General features: G+C 43.9%; 11 protein-coding genes. 3 read left to right on the top strand and 8 right to left on the bottom strand.

The window, feature by feature from the left end:
• The first annotated feature begins 3 nt into the window (after nt 1–3).
• Nucleotides 4–1383: a putative metalloprotease CJM1_0395 family protein gene (locus K0I62_RS10820; RefSeq protein ID WP_220068162.1), complete on the top strand. Its 1380-nt coding sequence runs from the start codon at nt 4–6 to the stop codon at nt 1381–1383.
• A gap of 39 nt (nt 1384–1422) precedes the next feature.
• On the opposite strand, the gene K0I62_RS10815 is transcribed toward K0I62_RS10820, so the two are convergent.
• From K0I62_RS10815 to cmoA, 8 genes are all read right to left on the bottom strand, one after another.
• On the bottom strand, nt 1423–2307 hold the full coding sequence (locus K0I62_RS10815; RefSeq protein ID WP_220068161.1) for a LysR family transcriptional regulator: 885 nt from the start codon (nt 2305–2307) through the stop codon (nt 1423–1425).
• Nucleotides 2308–2356: 49 nt separating this feature from the next.
• The gene (locus tag K0I62_RS10810) at nt 2357–3394 is read right to left on the bottom strand and encodes a DUF3541 domain-containing protein (protein WP_434086847.1); all 1038 of its coding nucleotides are present in this window, start codon (nt 3392–3394) and stop codon (nt 2357–2359) included.
• Nucleotides 3395–3458: 64 nt separating this feature from the next.
• A complete protein-coding gene (locus K0I62_RS10805) occupies nt 3459–5111 on the bottom strand; it encodes a M3 family metallopeptidase (RefSeq protein ID WP_220068159.1) in 1653 nt (550 codons plus the stop codon).
• On the bottom strand, nt 5074–6030 hold the full coding sequence (locus K0I62_RS10800; RefSeq protein ID WP_220068158.1) for an alpha-L-glutamate ligase-like protein: 957 nt from the start codon (nt 6028–6030) through the stop codon (nt 5074–5076). Before K0I62_RS10800 ends, K0I62_RS10805 begins: the two co-directional genes overlap by 38 nt.
• A gap of 2 nt (nt 6031–6032) precedes the next feature.
• A complete protein-coding gene (locus K0I62_RS10795; RefSeq protein ID WP_220068157.1) occupies nt 6033–7538 on the bottom strand; it encodes a UUP1 family membrane protein in 1506 nt (501 codons plus the stop codon).
• A 17-nt stretch (nt 7539–7555) separates the two neighbouring features.
• The gene (locus tag K0I62_RS10790) at nt 7556–8290 is read right to left on the bottom strand and encodes an ATP-dependent zinc protease family protein (protein WP_220068156.1); all 735 of its coding nucleotides are present in this window, start codon (nt 8288–8290) and stop codon (nt 7556–7558) included.
• Between the two features lie 21 nt (nt 8291–8311).
• A complete protein-coding gene (gene cmoB / locus K0I62_RS10785; protein ID WP_220068155.1) occupies nt 8312–9304 on the bottom strand; it encodes a tRNA 5-methoxyuridine(34)/uridine 5-oxyacetic acid(34) synthase CmoB in 993 nt (330 codons plus the stop codon).
• Nucleotides 9301–10032 carry a carboxy-S-adenosyl-L-methionine synthase CmoA gene (gene cmoA / locus K0I62_RS10780; protein ID WP_220068154.1) on the bottom strand — a complete coding sequence of 244 codons (732 nt, stop codon included), beginning with the start codon at nt 10030–10032 and terminating at the stop codon, nt 9301–9303. Before cmoA ends, cmoB begins: the two co-directional genes overlap by 4 nt.
• Before the next feature lie 149 nt (nt 10033–10181).
• Here cmoA and K0I62_RS10775 point away from each other — a divergent pair, with 149 nt between their 5' ends.
• Together K0I62_RS10775 and aspS are read left to right on the top strand one after the other, a co-directional pair.
• Entirely contained in the window at nt 10182–12980 is a 2799-nt protein-coding gene (locus tag K0I62_RS10775) for a transporter substrate-binding domain-containing protein (RefSeq protein ID WP_258404984.1), read from the top strand.
• Between the two features lie 351 nt (nt 12981–13331).
• Nucleotides 13332–15110: an aspartate--tRNA ligase gene (gene aspS, locus K0I62_RS10770; protein ID WP_220068153.1), complete on the top strand. Its 1779-nt coding sequence runs from the start codon at nt 13332–13334 to the stop codon at nt 15108–15110.
• Nucleotides 15111–15173: the final 63 nt, after the last annotated feature.

Raw genomic sequence — 15173 nt, 5'->3', positions numbered from 1 at the left:
AGCATGAGTGGCGTTATCTCTACGCCTACTAATACGGCGATGCATGTGAATGCAGCGCCTTTTGCTTTGTCTAATAGTAACGCTTCGAGTTCCAGATCCTCAGCGATTAGTCATGCTAGTGCAGGCCATTCTGGCATCAGTCACTCAGGCGTTAGCCCTCAGCAGACTGCTGAGGTAACAAATACCAGTGTCGTCAACGCAGCAACATTAAATGCGTCAGCGTCTTTCGCTGCGTTTTCTAAGCCAGCAGCTTCTCTTAATATTACATCTTCTTCAAGTACAACATCTCCTTCAAATAATATCCCTGTTAAAAATAATCGCGCGTCTTCTGCTTCGACGATACCGACAACTGTGGTTGTTCAAGCAAATACGCCAAGTCGTAGCTACAGTCTTTCTTTGGGGGCTTTGGAGCTATCGGGGATGATAAATAGCACGGCATCTAATGTTTCCCCTCAAGGCGATAATAGTAGTCAGATACGAGCCATTTTTAGTCCCAGCACTACGATTAATGAAGTGAATAATGTTTCTGGAACCAATGATACACCTCAAAATCCGCCCATTTTTACCGATGAGAATGCTCCTGAGTCAGCCGCTAATGCCGCTTTTGTCGAGCCAGAACAAGCATCGAAAGAGCAAGCTTATTCGCCATTTGAGCAGGAAGAGACGTCTGAGACGCAAAATAGAGAACAACAAAAACAGCAACAAAAAGCTGAAGATCTTGCTGAACAAGTTAAGCTGGAGCAACTCAGCAAACGGGATGCGGAAGTGCGTGCCCATGAGCAAGCCCATGCCAATGTCGGCGGAAATTATGCTCGCTCTCCAAGTTTAACGTACGAGCTGGGCAGTGATGGTAAACGTTATGCTGTAGATGGCGAAGTATCTATTGATATCGCAGCGGTTCCAAACGATCCGCTCGCTACGTTAAATAAGATGAAGCGAGTTTATGCTGCCGCAATGGCACCAGTTAATCCTTCGATGGCTGATATTCGTGTTGCAAGTGAAGCGCTGCGTAAGATGAATGAAGCTAAGGGGCAACTAGCGGCTGAACGCGTGCAGCAAGCACCCTCTGTACAAGAGATAAAACCGCTTATCGACGCCGATAATGCCAGTAAAGGGATCGTTATTCCTGAGCCTGTCATTAGCCAAGTGTTTGGTGAGGTAAATGAAAATGGAGTGATCTCGGGTAAGCGGACAGACTCACCCTCCGTTATCGATAATGATAAAAGTCCTTCTCAGACGATAGAGCGTTTAAGCCGTTACATATTGGCTAGCAATCATTCCACAGATAGTGCTTATGGAGGATATCAATCGAAGGTGATTGATAATCAATACCTTAATACCACAAGTGAAAAACGCTCATCGCAACTGGATTTCAGCGTTTAATATTCTTACTTTATATTTATCTCTTTAGCTGCATTTCTATCACTGATGCTGGGCGAGGATCAGTTGCTCAAGTAACTGAGAAGCAGCCCCTTGATTATCCCTATTAGGAATAATCAGATTAAGTGTTCCTTGCCGATGACTGCTGCCCTGTAAATCTAATTTATGCAAGCAGCCTTTTGCTAACAGGTCTGATACTAGATGTTCAGGGATCCAACAAAAGCCGAGTCCTCGGTTTAAAATGGCAATAGCTTCATGAAAATTTGCCACCGTCCATCTTTGTTCTGCTTTTAGCCAACCAAAATCGGATCGAGAGACTTGTCCTGTTTCTTTTATGACAATTTGCAGGTGTTCCGCTAATGATTTGTCATCGAGAGGTTCACTTCTCGTTGCCAATGGATGAGAGGGATGACACACGAGTAAAAACTTCACATGGCATAACGGCTCTGCAAGATACCCTTTAGGTGTTGTTCCTGCGATGGCGATATCCACTTGCTCCGATTCGATAAGTTCTAATGTTCCACTAATGACAGAGTCGAGGATAATGATCCTTGTTCCTCGTCCCTGAGGTTCAAATAGGCTTAATGCATCGACAAGTTTGTCCATTGGATAGATGATCTCGCGAGCAATAACTAGCGTCGGCTCCCAGCCTTTTTGAAGGTTTTTGGCTAATATTTCAAGCTCGGATACCGATCGAGTGATATGACGAGAACGTCTTAACAGTACCTCACCAGTTTCAGTAAGATAAGCTTTACGACCTTTAACCTCTAGCAGCGCAACGCCAAGTTGAGACTGAAGTTTGGCCACCGCATGATTCAGGGATGACTGACTCTTGTTGAGTTTTTGTGCTGCTTGAGCGTAACCACCGTGATCAACCACGGCTTGTAATATCCGCCACTGTTCTAATGTTGATTTTGCTTGGTTCATAGTCAGGCTCACATCCCTAAGTTTTATAAATTAAAGTTCATATCCATTATTAAGGTTTTATTTTAACCTGTTTAGGCAGGTATTTTTTTGTTGCTTTAAGCTGATGGAAATAAGGGCCTTTATGGAGTGTCTCTGGCCAGTCAAGCAACATCATTGCCAGTACATTGCGATGCTCTCCTAAGGCAAGATCTGGGTTTCCTTTTGGGGATGGGATTGTGCGCTCTGTGCTATCAAATGCGTTTACGATGTGGCGCTGGGTCTTATTAACGACTTCGTGATTAGATAATCCAGTGAGATGAAAGCTAATCCCTACTTCGGCAATAATATCATCGGTGGCATCGGCTAATATTCTATCTATATTGGCCGCGAAGTAATCCAAAATCCAAGCAAACTCTTTAGCATCTACTTGATGTTGGTAATATTCGCTAGCAGCAAAGATAAAATGGGTCATACCATAAATTTTGTTTCTAAACTGCTTTTTGGTTAACTGTTTATCTCTACTTTGCGGGTAGACTTGATTAAATGCGTCTTTGTACTCGGCAGTATAGTCACCGACGCCTAGCTGTTTTGCCCAATATACATAATTGATAAGCTGTGCAGCCCATGCTTCGATCATCGCTTTGTCTGTTAAGCCAGCTTTAAGATCGGTTGATTTTAGCGCCGAACGTAACTTGTCATTGCAGGGACCCTGTAAGCCAAACTCGTCTATACGACTAGAGAAACGCAATAATACATCGGTATAGAACAGAAACTCAGGAAAAGGCTGCAGCGCTTTTTTGCGTGCTTTAGCACGAGGACCGTTCCCTAAAACGGCTATAGCAGCTTTAGCTTCACTATCGATAAACCCTGGCTTATCTAATTGGCACGCATAGAAGCTTTGTGCTTCTGTCACTGCATATAGGTCAACTAATGCAGCGTTGGCGTATTTTTCATCACCAGTCATGCGGTAGAGGCGTATCCCATAATGTCCTTGAACACGAGGTGGAAGCTGATATAGGTGATTTTCTAAATTTGTTTTTATCGATTCACGCACTTGCTGTGGTGATATCGAGTCATGGGAGCTCAGTGTATCGGCATCTTTAGTCATGCCGATACTGGGAAAAACTAAAGCTGCAGCAATTGAAACCGAACAAGCTACCTTATAAAACATATTAGCGTTGACCATGTTGGATCCTTTCTATTAAAAATGAGGGTGAGATAGGCCTTCCAAAGATGGTTGCTAATTGCTGGGAGAAGGACAACTGTGCCTCGTTTATCATCAGAGTCGCAAAGAGTTGTTTTTGATCCTGATGGTCTTTATTGTTTTGAAAAATAAGCTGAGCTAAGTGCTTTTGCCATAAACTTTTGTAATACAAAGGGCCTTGATTAATCATGCCTGTAAAGCTGTAAATTGCATCTTGGGCTTGTGGCCATCCTTGATTGAAACTCCGCGAAAATTCGTATTGATATTTCTGTGGGTCGAGCGTTCCTTGATAGAAACCAAGTGCGAGCTTACTTCTAAAGACTTTTAACTGAGTGGCGTAGCGATAAAGATAGTCTTCTCGACTGCCGTCGACAACTGCGGGTAACAATTTATTACTAAGATAGAGCGACAACCAATGTTGGCCAACCTCATTAGTATCTTGGCTGTCGCCTAGTGTGTTTAATAGATAGTAATGGCCACCTTTTATCAGCTGAGCTAGTGAATCGGATAGCGCATCGATTAGCTGCTGCTGTGTTCGATAATCGGTGAGAACACCGGGGAAGGCTAACGATACTTGGCCAAACTGATGGCCAATAACGCTCTGACGCACTCTTTGGGCTTGTGGCGTATTGCCTTGCCTGAGATAGATCTCGCCGAGCAAACGTTGTTGATGCCAAACTCTCAATACTTGGGGATCGACTTCCTCTATCGTGACGTCAAACACCTTGAGTTCTTGGTAAATTTTTTGCAAAAATATTTGGCTAAAGATTGGCTCAATTGGTGTTGGTGACGCGGCTGAAAGGGTTTGGCCTATATCCCATGGTGCTGGAGCCTTGTCGGTTATCGCATCTAAAAATTGGTTAACAGATTTAGGGCTAGAAAGTTGTTGGTCTGCTAAGACATAGTGAGCATAATCAAGATAACCTTGCTGGGCTGCTAGGTTCTGTTTAACGTCGAATAGATACTGCAACGCCTGCTGATTTTTATCTTTTGCCCTAAGCTGGTATGCCTGCCATACCTGTTGCCTGCACTGACTGTCTTGTTGTTCAATAAGGTAAGCCGCTATCGATTCACTAAAGGGGGCCTTGATTTTAGCTGGCGCAGCGCCATCGCTAGGGAGCAAACATCTATGCTCACCAATCACTAAAGAGAGTGATTGGTGGCGTAAGGCATATTTTAGTCCCGCCTCTGTGGTGTGCAACGTGGCCTTTTGCTGAAGTGATGTTTGCCGCGTTATCAACTGAGATAAGCGTTGACCAAGGCGCTGCTCATTGACTGAGGAGCTGTGTTGTAATTGTTGGCTGAAGGTCTCGATGTTTGGTCGATGAGCTAATTTTGCAAACTCATCGGCTAAGCGTAATTGGCACTGTAAAAGTAACTCTTTATCGTCAGTATTAATGGAGAATTGACGATAGTAGTTGACACTATCCTTTAAGTTAAAAAGCCCAATGAGCTGACGCTCCAGCGCTACTGCTTTTTCGGCGGTATCTGTTGAATCGATATCATCGAGTAATACCTCATATGGTAAACATTGCTGAGCTAATAACGTAATAGGCGAGGCGGCTTGCACCGCACTCGTAAGACTAAGCGACAGGAGAATTGCTAAAATGCTTTTTAGCATATGCTACGCGCTCTTCTACAGACATGGATTTATTTTTCATCTGTTCAACATGCCTCAGTCTAGGCAAAATCCCTTGGCCATTGGCAATTTGAATCGCAAGGCCTGGACGCGCATTAAGCTCTAGTAGCAGCGGGCCGAGTTTTTGGTCCAGTACCATGTCAGTGCCTAAATATCCCAGCTCGCTCATTTCATAGGCTTTAGAAGCAGTATGCAATAAGGTATCCCAGTGAGGAACCGTGATATCGATCAGTTTTTTATCGGTATCAGGATGAAGCTCAATAGGTCTATCAAATTGAACGGCATGTAAGCCTTTTCCTGTTGCGATATCGAGTCCAACACCAACGGCTCCTTGATGCAGGTTGGCTTTACCATCCGAGGCTGCAGTAGATAAGCGTAACATCCCCATAATGGGAAAGCCTTTAAATACGATCAGTCGGATATCAGGTACGCCTTCGAAGGAGTAACCATCAAACACAGGATCAAACTGAATAAGTCCCTCTACAATTGCCACATCGGGTTTGCCGCCTAATGAAAATAGCCCGCTGAGAATATTCGATACATGACGATCTATCTCACTTGGGGTTACTTCATTGCCGTTGGGTTTAAAATAGTGACCATTCTCGACTTTAGTAATAACCAAAATCCCTTTGCCACCAGAACCTTGGGATGGCTTAATCACAAAGCCATCTTGGTTATTCACCATTTCAGGAATGTGAGCGATATCATGTTGCTGAGTCACGGTGCCGATCAGCGCCGGAACTGCAATATCATTGGCTAATGCCAATTGTTTAGTGGTGAGCTTATCATCGACACGTTTGTAATATTTACGTGGATTGTAGCGTCCAATAAAGTCGATATTGCGCTTATTCATACCTAGAACACCGTTGTCTTTTAGCGTCTTAGGACGCGCGAATAACATGGTTATTCTCCTGCCAAAGGTCTAAAACGTCGAAGTTCGAGTAATTTATATCCAGTGTATTGGCCCATTAGCAGCACGACAGCCAAAATGACTAAGTGGATACCAAGGAAGTTAAATACCCAATGTTGTACCCACGTTGCACTCATCGCTAGGTACGCCAATGTTGCGACAAACAAGCTTCCCCCGCCTTGAACGACAACTTCTTTGGCTCCTTCCTCTTCCCAAAGTATTGACATTCTTTCGATAGTCCAAGCCAAAATAATCATCGGGAAGAAGGTGATGGTTAGTCCTTCACTGAGGCCAAATTTGTACGACAGCAGGGTAAACAAGCCAATGATACCGATAACGACGATGATCACTGCTGATATTCGCGAAATGAGTAATAGGTTTAATTCCGATAAATAGGAGCGGATCATTAAACCGAAAGCGACGATGAGTAAAAAGCCGATAAGACCTGTGAGTAGGGTGGTCTGGATAAAGGCGAGTGCGATCAGCACAGGCATAAAGGTGCCTGATGTCTTAATACCAATAATCACGCGTAAAAACACTACCATTAACACACCTATCGGGATCAATAAGATACCTTTAAATAGGCTCTGTTCTTCAAGGGGTAGCTGGTACAAGGAAAAATCAAGCGCGTCTTTGTTTTTGAGCACATCGATAGAGGTGGCGAGTGCCGAACGCGTGTCTTGCAACATAGAGAAGGTCACCTGCGAATTAACGCCACCGATCACATCTAAGGTTGATTTGCCTGTTCTATCCCAAATCATCAAGTTGTCAGGGCGACCTTGTGTGCCGTCAGCAGGATTAAATAAAATCCATTCACCTTGATGGTAGACTTCGACGAAGGTGGTCAATTGTTGACGGCGACGTTGGTCCTCAAGGAACAGGCCATTGACTTTTTGCGCTGGGATCCCTTTGCTGTTTAGCATGTTAACAAACAGAGACGCTGGAGAGTTACCAGATAGCAACAGCTCAATATTTTGACTACGTTCGCTAGCATTGATACTTTGGTTAAGTTGCTGAGCAAACGAAAGATTTGTGGCGCTACGAGACCATATCTCATCCATTATCTGCTCGGCTGCAGCTTTTTCTGTCGCTGGCCAGCTGAAAGGCAAGGGCTCCGCTGGCTGATTTTTCGCGACGATCTCATTTTTACCGGTTGGAACCAGAGTGACCTTGTAATAGAGATCTTGTTGGCCGATAGCTGTGCGTGTTGACCAAGTTGCATGACGGCCTAGTTCATCATCTGCAATGGTTAGTCCATAACCTGGGGAGGTTGCATTTTCGACTAAGATCTCGAACGCTGGGTCACTTGGTAGTGAAAAAGTGACTTCAGTCGCTTCACCTACACCCTGAAAGCTGACCTTAGCATCTACCGCCCAGCTTTGAACTTGTTTGCCTGGAAGAAAGGGCACATTGTGCTCAATGCCTCGGTAAATGCTAGCGGCAACACCAGCTAAAAACAGTAGCGCAACTAATATATAAAATGGCTTTCTTGAATGCATTTGCAAATAATCCTATTTTACTTTACTGCCGAGATAGGCGTAGTCTTTCCGTGGATAAAGCTTTGAGCAACATCGACAACCGCGATATCTTGCATGAATTTACGCCCCAGTAGGAGTTGATATTCGAGGTGACTACGGTCAACAAGATTAAGATCGGTTTCTGCTTTATATTTACCGATCTGGAGATGAGCGTGAATAACTGGTCGACGGTCACTATTTTCATCAGAGTCTTGTTTTATACGTACAAAGCGTTCGACTTTGGATTCAAATGTTTGCGCTGGCTTATCCGATCCTTGAGTAAATACATCGAAACGAACCCACTGCTTACCATCGCGCTCAAACAAAATAATATTGTGCGCGTCTAAAGAAGAGGACTCGGCTCCCGTGTCGATACGAGAATGAAAGCCTGATTTTATTTCATCAATATAGACATTCTCAACGCCGCCTAAAACAAATTTATCTCCAATTGGAGATGGTTCGCATTCTATAGGAACTTCGATAACCCTCTTTTCTTGCTGTTGGTTACTCTCGACAGTTGCAGCCAAATCGTTTACTTGACGAGCGAGTGCGCTTATGGCTTGAGATTGTGTTTCCTGATTAGTATTAATCAGCTGCACTAATTCTTTTTGTTGTTGATTTAAGCTAGAGTTGAGCGTTGGTGCATCTAGCGGCACTGGTGAATTGACATTATCTTTGGCTGCGCAGCCAACTAAGGCTGAGGCAATTGCTATGGCGATCATCTGTTTTAACATAATGCGTCCCTACTATTTCAATTAAACCAAATCTTTATTCGGTTGATTCTTGGTGGCTACAAAGGTGGCTCGCTTTGGTGCTGGGTAGCCTTCTACGGTTAGACTTACGTCATTGGGATCAAGGTAATCGACCAAAGATTCATTTGGCATCCATTCGGTGCTGCGCTGCTCTGCTAATGAGGTCACGTCAACATCAACACAGCGAACGTCCACAAAATCGGCTTTCTTGAGCCAGCCTTCTAATGCTTTTACCGATGGTAAAAACCACACATTATTCATTTTTCCATAGCGTTCGCCTGGCACGAGTACGGTATTCTCATCACCATCGACAACCAGAGTTTCAAGCACTAATTCACCGCCTGCCCGCAATTGATCTCTTAACTGAAATAGATGATCGATAGGCGAGCGTCTGTGGTAAAGCACGCCCATTGAAAACACGGTGTCAAAAGCATCCAGTGGCGGCAGGGCTTCTATGCCTATGGGTAATAGATGGATCGGATGATGTTCTCCGGCAAGGCGCTTAACCGCTTCAAACTGACATAGAAATAGCGGTGAAGGATCGATCCCGACCGCATGCTTGGCACCTTCGCCTAACATGCGCCACATATGGTACCCGCTACCGCAGCCAACATCGAGAACAGTACGATTAGTCAGTGGCGAAATATGAGGTTTTACTCGTTCCCATTTCCAATCGGAGCGCCATTCGGTATCGATATGAATGCCATGCAGATGAAATGGGCCCTTACGCCATGGCTTAAATATTTTTAATAGATTCTCAAGCTTTTGTTGCTCACCTTCGCTTAGCTGTTTACCGCTACCTATGGTTACACTCGACAACAGATCAATATGATCGGGTTCAGGGTAATGCAACTTATTGAGTACTTTTTCCCACTTGGGGAGATCGCCATGTTTGTTATCTCTTTGCCACTGTCCAAGTATTGCAGGCAAGTTTTCTAACCAATGTTGTAGGCTAGAGTCGGCTATTTGTTTGTAGAAAGAACTAAAACCAATCACTTTATCGCCACCATAGATGCAAAATTAAAGCATTGAAACCAAACGCTAAAGTGACTAAATCCTTGTGCGTTTAAACGCTGCTCATGCTGACGCAGCGAATCAGGTTTCATTACGTGCTCAAGTGAACTGCGTTTCTGGCTTATTTCCAGCTCGCTATAGCCATTAGCACGCTTAAAGTCTAAATGCAGTTCATCGAGCAAACTCTGTACTGGCGCATCTTCGAATGTGAGTTTCTCTGATAAAACCAGTAAGCCGCCAGGCAACAAACCATCATAGATATTTTTTAGCAGTGTTTCTCTGTCTTTGGGGGCAAGGAACTGCATAGTGAAGTTCAGGATGACCATAGAAGCGTTTTCTATTTTTATATCGCGAATATCGGCGCAGATAAGATCCACTGGTGTTTCGCTGACATAGGCATTTAAGTTTTGCTGGCAACGCTCTATCATCGACTCACTATTATCGACAGCAACAATGGTACAATTACGGCCGTCAAGTCGACGACGTACACTTAATGTCGCTGCGCCTAAAGAGCAACCTAGGTCATATACACGGCTGTTGGGCACAACGGCCTTAGTTGCAAAGTCACCGAGTGTATTGATGATCTGTCCGTAACCAGGCACAGAACGTTTAATCATATCATTAAACACGCCAGCGACTCTGTCGTCGAATTTAAAGTCGCTGATGTTTTCGCAGGCTTGGGCGTATATAGTGTCTTGAGAAGAGTTCATTAGAGTTTTTTAGGTTAATTCGATTTTTCATTCTAGCGAATGATAACATCTAGCAGCAAGTCTAGTACTGGAAATTCTAAATAAAATTCTGTCTAATATCCTTTTTGTAACATGCATTTCACAGCCGCTTGACGTTCTAGGGAAGTTCATTGAAGTCACTTATTTGTTTTATCGTTGGATCGCTTTTCATCTTATCTATATCTGTTTCTGCTGCAGAGACTGAGCGTCCATTAATATTAGTGATGGGCGAAGATAGTTATCCTTATCAGTTTATTGATGATAATGGCGATGCCAAAGGGCTTTTAGTTGACTTATGGCGTGAGTGGTCTTTGCAAACTAAAACACCAGTCGTGTTTGTCGTACGTCATTGGAAAGATTCTCTGGAGCAATTATCGGAGGGTAATGCAGACATTCATCTGGGGATGGGGCGAACTCAGCAAAGAGAAGCTGTTTTTGATTTTGCTAATTCAGTGAGCTCGGTAAGTACTTATCTTTATCTACGAAAGTCACTAAAGGATAAAACAGCATTTAAAGATCTGTTTCCATATCGCATAGGCGTGGTCATGGGATCTTCCCATGAGTCAATTTTAAATGAACAAATTTCGGGGCTTAACTTTCGTTATTATAACAGTCGAGCCACTTTGCTTGACGGCGTTATCAAAGGTGAAGTTGATGTTTTTGCTGGGATGGAAGGTTATCTACGCGATACAACGATTAGTCGAGCGGTGTTGGAAGAGTTTCCCCTTGATAATCGTCTATTGATTAAAAAAACCTTGATCTTACCTGCCGTGAAGAAGGGGAATAAAGCCTTACTAGATAAAGTTAATCAAGGGTTTGCCGCGATGTCTCAGACTATTCGAGATGAGATAGACAAACGGTGGCTGGGTTATAGTCACGACGCCAACACCCTCGTGATTGCTACAACCACAGGAATCCCACCTTTTGTTGATGTCGGGGGCGACGGCGAACCTCATGGCATGTACATCGACATTTGGAAGCTGTGGTCTAAAAAAACAGGGATTAATGTGTTATTTAAACCTGCATCGATGGCCGACACCTTGGAAGATATTAACTATCGACGAGCCGATATTCATGTTGGTTATCCAGAGAGTGAGGCGATGAACACCAGTTTGACTCGTGCCTGGAAAATTTATCAAGTTAAGAGTCGTCTCTTTAGTTATCAGCAACCTTTAAAAAGCCTCGATCAGTTAAAAGGAAAGCGAGTGGGTGCAGTGCCGACCGATCCTTATCTCGATAAACTAAAAGCCTCCTTACCCGACTCTGAACTGAAGCTTTATCCTAATGTCACTCAAATGATTGATGCCGCGAGACAAGGACATATTTCTGCATTTGTCGCGTCTTCTACGTGGACCCAATACTATTTATTGAAATTGTCATCCTGGGGGGATTTTCATCAATATCGTGATTTGGAGTTTTTAACCGATATTTACGGCTTGACTCGTAATGAGGATAAAGGACTTGCACAGCGCATTGAAGCGGGTTTCAACTTAATTACACAACAGGAGTTAGCTCAAATTGAGCGTAAATGGGTGTTAGACCCTGAAGATCGAACCATAGCGGGAGGCCGAGAAAGTTTACAATTTACGCCACAGCAGCTTAATTATCTAGCAAGCCTTAAGCCATTAAAAATCGGCTATTTAAGAGATTGGCGTCCGATGGAATATCAAGGCGATGACGATCAGTATATGGGGATTAATAGCGAGATTAGTCAGTTGTTATTTGTTGACAAACTTAAGCTGCGCCTTGAGCCGATAGTATTTGACGAATGGAATGAACTACTTGGTGCGCTTAAGCACGGTGATATCGATATTGCTGGCAGCGTGGCTCAGACTGCTGACAGAGAAAAGGAGTTGCTATTTTCATCTTCCTATTGGCCATCCCCATGGGGGATCGTCACCAATCTAAGCCAATTATCGATATTTAATTTATCTCAGCTGAGTGGCAAACGGCTTGCCATAGTGGCCGGCTATCACCTTATCCCGAATTTAATGAATAATGGATTGGGAATAGAGTTAGTGTTGGTGCCTAACACACGAGCGGGTATTGATGCCGTAGCACAAGGTAAAGCAGATGCGTTTATTGAAAAAGTGGTCAATATGGGAGTTGAACTAAAAGGCGATGACTATAACGGGTTAAAAATGTCGGTGCTTGCAGATTATGCTGCGGAGCAAAGTTATTTTGGTATTCACCCAAGATTAAAGCCACTTTTACCCATACTTGATAGTGCGATTGCCCAGCTGTCCAAAGATAAGAAAGCGCAAATTTATCAACATTGGGTTAATGATGAAAAACCGAGTAAATTTGGCCAGCTATCTTGGCAACATGGCTTTTTTGCGCTTTTAGCTGTCTCATTGATGGCATTGTTGTTCGTTGTTTTATGGGGTCGTAAACAAAGTTCGGCTGAAATATCTTCGGTTAAAAAGCAGTTAGCTAATTTGGGCCAGTTTGATCCTCAAACTGGCTTGCCCAACCGTAGTTTGCTCGATGATAGGTTAGAGCAGGCACTGCTGTTACATAGAAGAGAGATGCAACCTTTTGCGATACTCTTTGTTTGCTTTGATAACATACGTGAACTCAATCAAGAATTTGGTCATAAGGTGGTAGAGCGAGCTGTGTTGTTCGGTGCGCGAAAATTGAAAGCGATGGCACGCAAGTCTGACACTTTAGCCAGATTTAGTGAAAATGAATTTGTTATGGTATTAAATCGTGTCAAAGACTTAGATAAAGTTTGCCAAGTTGCCGACGGTATAGTGGGTGTGTTTGGCACTCCTATAATTATCAGTGACAAAGATGTTGCACTATCGGTTAGTATCGGTGTCGCCATGTATCCAAATGACGGTGATAATGCATTAGAATTGCTGAAAGTCGCGGATAAATTGATGTCTCGAGCGGTTCAAGGTGGTGGCCGATGTTATCGAAGTGCATAACATGCGACGAAGAAGCCTAGTGTAGCAGCACCAAGTTCTTACTCAGCGATCACATCTTTATTCTGATTGGTATAAGATACTAGGCGATTAAGTTAACCTGAGCGTGACGTTCAGGTTAAGATTAAGATACTGACGCTGGTAAGCCCTCTTTTGGATGGTTTTTAGCGCAGAAAAGTGAATCAAATAACGACATTTAGTTTCAGTTGGTGGATATTTATCCAACCCAAGAGTTTACTTCATTTTAAGATGATGAAGTTGTTTTGAAATCGGCAATATTTCACTATAATGCCGCTTTTGTCATGTATTGAATATTCCCCAAGCACAGCTTTGTGGATGAAAGGAAAGTGTTAGATGCGCAGTCATTATTGTGGAGACGTCAATGGGTCTCATGTTGGAGAAGAAGTCACTTTAGTCGGTTGGGTTAATCGTAGCCGTGATTTAGGTGGGGTTGTTTTTCTAGATCTCCGCGATCGTGAGGGTATTATTCAGGTTGTTTACGATCCTGATTTACCAGAAGTATTTGAAGTTGCAAGTACGTTGCGTGGTGAGTTTTGCGTACAAGTAAAAGGTGTTGTACGCGCTCGTCCAGAGAGCCAAATTAATGATCAGATGCGTACTGGTGAAATTGAGGTGCTCGGTAAAGCCTTGACGATTCTTAATAGCGCTGCGCCGCTGCCGATCAATATGGACAAGAATCAGCACAACACCGAAGAGCAGCGTCTTAAATATCGCTATCTCGATCTGCGTCGCCCTGAAATGGCTGAACGTATCATTTTCCGCTCTAAAGTCACAAGTGCAGTACGTCGTTTCTTAGATGGCAATGGTTTCCTCGATATCGAAACGCCAATTCTGACTAAAGCAACTCCTGAAGGTGCCCGAGATTATTTGGTACCGAGCCGTACTTATAAGGGGCAATTTTTTGCGTTGCCACAGTCACCACAGTTGTTTAAACAGCTGCTGATGATGTCGGGTTTTGATCGTTACTATCAAATCGTTAAATGCTTCCGTGATGAAGATTTACGTGCTGACCGTCAACCCGAATTTACCCAGATCGATATCGAAACCTCGTTCATGACATCTGAGCAGGTGATGGACAAGACTGAAGAGATGGTGCGTGGTCTGTTTAAAGAATTACTCAATGTTGACTTAGGTGAGTTTCCTAAGATGACATTTGAAGAAGCAATGCGTCGCTTCGGCTCTGATAAGCCAGATCTTCGTAACCCGCTTGAACTGATCGACGTTGCAGACTTAGTAAAAGATGTTGATTTTAAAGTATTCCAAGAACCTGCTAACGATGTCGATGGCCGTGTAGCGGTATTGTGCGTACCTGGTGGCGCTTCACTTTCTCGCAAGCAGCTCGATGAATATGGCAAATATGTCAATATTTACGGTGCTAAAGGCTTAGCTTGGATGAAGGTTAATGAACTAGAGAAGGGCATGGAAGGTATCCAATCGCCTGTGCTTAAGTTCCTTAGCGAAGAGGTTGTAAACGGGATCTTAAGCCGTACGAATGCAGCCAATGGTGACTTGATCTTATTTGGCGCAGACAAAGCTAATATCGTTGCCGAAGCAATGGGCGCATTACGTCTGAAAGTCGGTGAAGATTTTGATCTGCTTCAGGGGGAGTGGAAACCATTATGGGTTGTCGATTTCCCAATGTTTGAGCGCACATCTGATGGCGGCTTACATGCGATGCACCATCCATTTACTGCGCCGAGCAACATGACCCCAGCTGAGCTTGAGGCTAATCCTATTGCTGCTATTTCAGATGCGTACGACATGGTGTTAAATGGCTGCGAATTAGGTGGTGGTTCGGTGCGTATTCATAACAGCGATATGCAGTCTGCAGTATTCCGTATCCTAGGTATTAGTGATGAAGAAGCGCAGGAGAAGTTTGGCTTCTTACTTGAGGCACTTAAATATGGTACGCCGCCACACGCGGGTCTGGCATTTGGATTGGACCGTATCATCATGTTGATGACTGGAGCGACCTCGATTCGTGACGTGATGGCATTCCCTAAGACAACGACCGCGGCATGTCCGCTGACCAACGCGCCAGGGTTTGCTAACCCTGTCCAGCTAGAAGAGCTTGGTATCGCAGTAGTCGAAGCGAAAAAAGACGCAGAATAAAGTAGTAAAAAGGCCGAGCGAAAGCTCGGCTTTTTCGAGGAATTCTCGAATAAGGAGTCATTT

It is taken from the genome of Shewanella psychrotolerans, from assembly GCF_019457595.1.
Lineage (GTDB): Bacteria > Pseudomonadota > Gammaproteobacteria > Enterobacterales > Shewanellaceae > Shewanella > Shewanella psychrotolerans.
This window is presented reverse-complemented; position numbering and strand designations above follow the sequence as displayed.

What these genes read in the sequence shown, in the direction of transcription:
- cmoA (WP_220068154.1), bottom strand. Translation starts at nt 10,032, where the DNA reads ATGAACTCTTCTCAAGACACTATATACGCCCAAGCCTGCGAAAACATC.
- K0I62_RS10790 (WP_220068156.1), bottom strand. Translation starts at nt 8,290, where the DNA reads ATGTTAAAACAGATGATCGCCATAGCAATTGCCTCAGCCTTAGTTGGC.
- K0I62_RS10815 (WP_220068161.1), bottom strand. Translation starts at nt 2,307, where the DNA reads ATGAACCAAGCAAAATCAACATTAGAACAGTGGCGGATATTACAAGCC.
- aspS (WP_220068153.1), top strand. Translation starts at nt 13,332, where the DNA reads ATGCGCAGTCATTATTGTGGAGACGTCAATGGGTCTCATGTTGGAGAA.
- K0I62_RS10795 (WP_220068157.1), bottom strand. Translation starts at nt 7,538, where the DNA reads ATGCATTCAAGAAAGCCATTTTATATATTAGTTGCGCTACTGTTTTTA.
- K0I62_RS10820 (WP_220068162.1), top strand. Translation starts at nt 4, where the DNA reads ATGAGTGGCGTTATCTCTACGCCTACTAATACGGCGATGCATGTGAAT.
- K0I62_RS10805 (WP_220068159.1), bottom strand. Translation starts at nt 5,111, where the DNA reads ATGCTAAAAAGCATTTTAGCAATTCTCCTGTCGCTTAGTCTTACGAGT.
- K0I62_RS10800 (WP_220068158.1), bottom strand. Translation starts at nt 6,030, where the DNA reads ATGTTATTCGCGCGTCCTAAGACGCTAAAAGACAACGGTGTTCTAGGT.
- K0I62_RS10810 (WP_434086847.1), bottom strand. Translation starts at nt 3,394, where the DNA reads ATGACTAAAGATGCCGATACACTGAGCTCCCATGACTCGATATCACCA.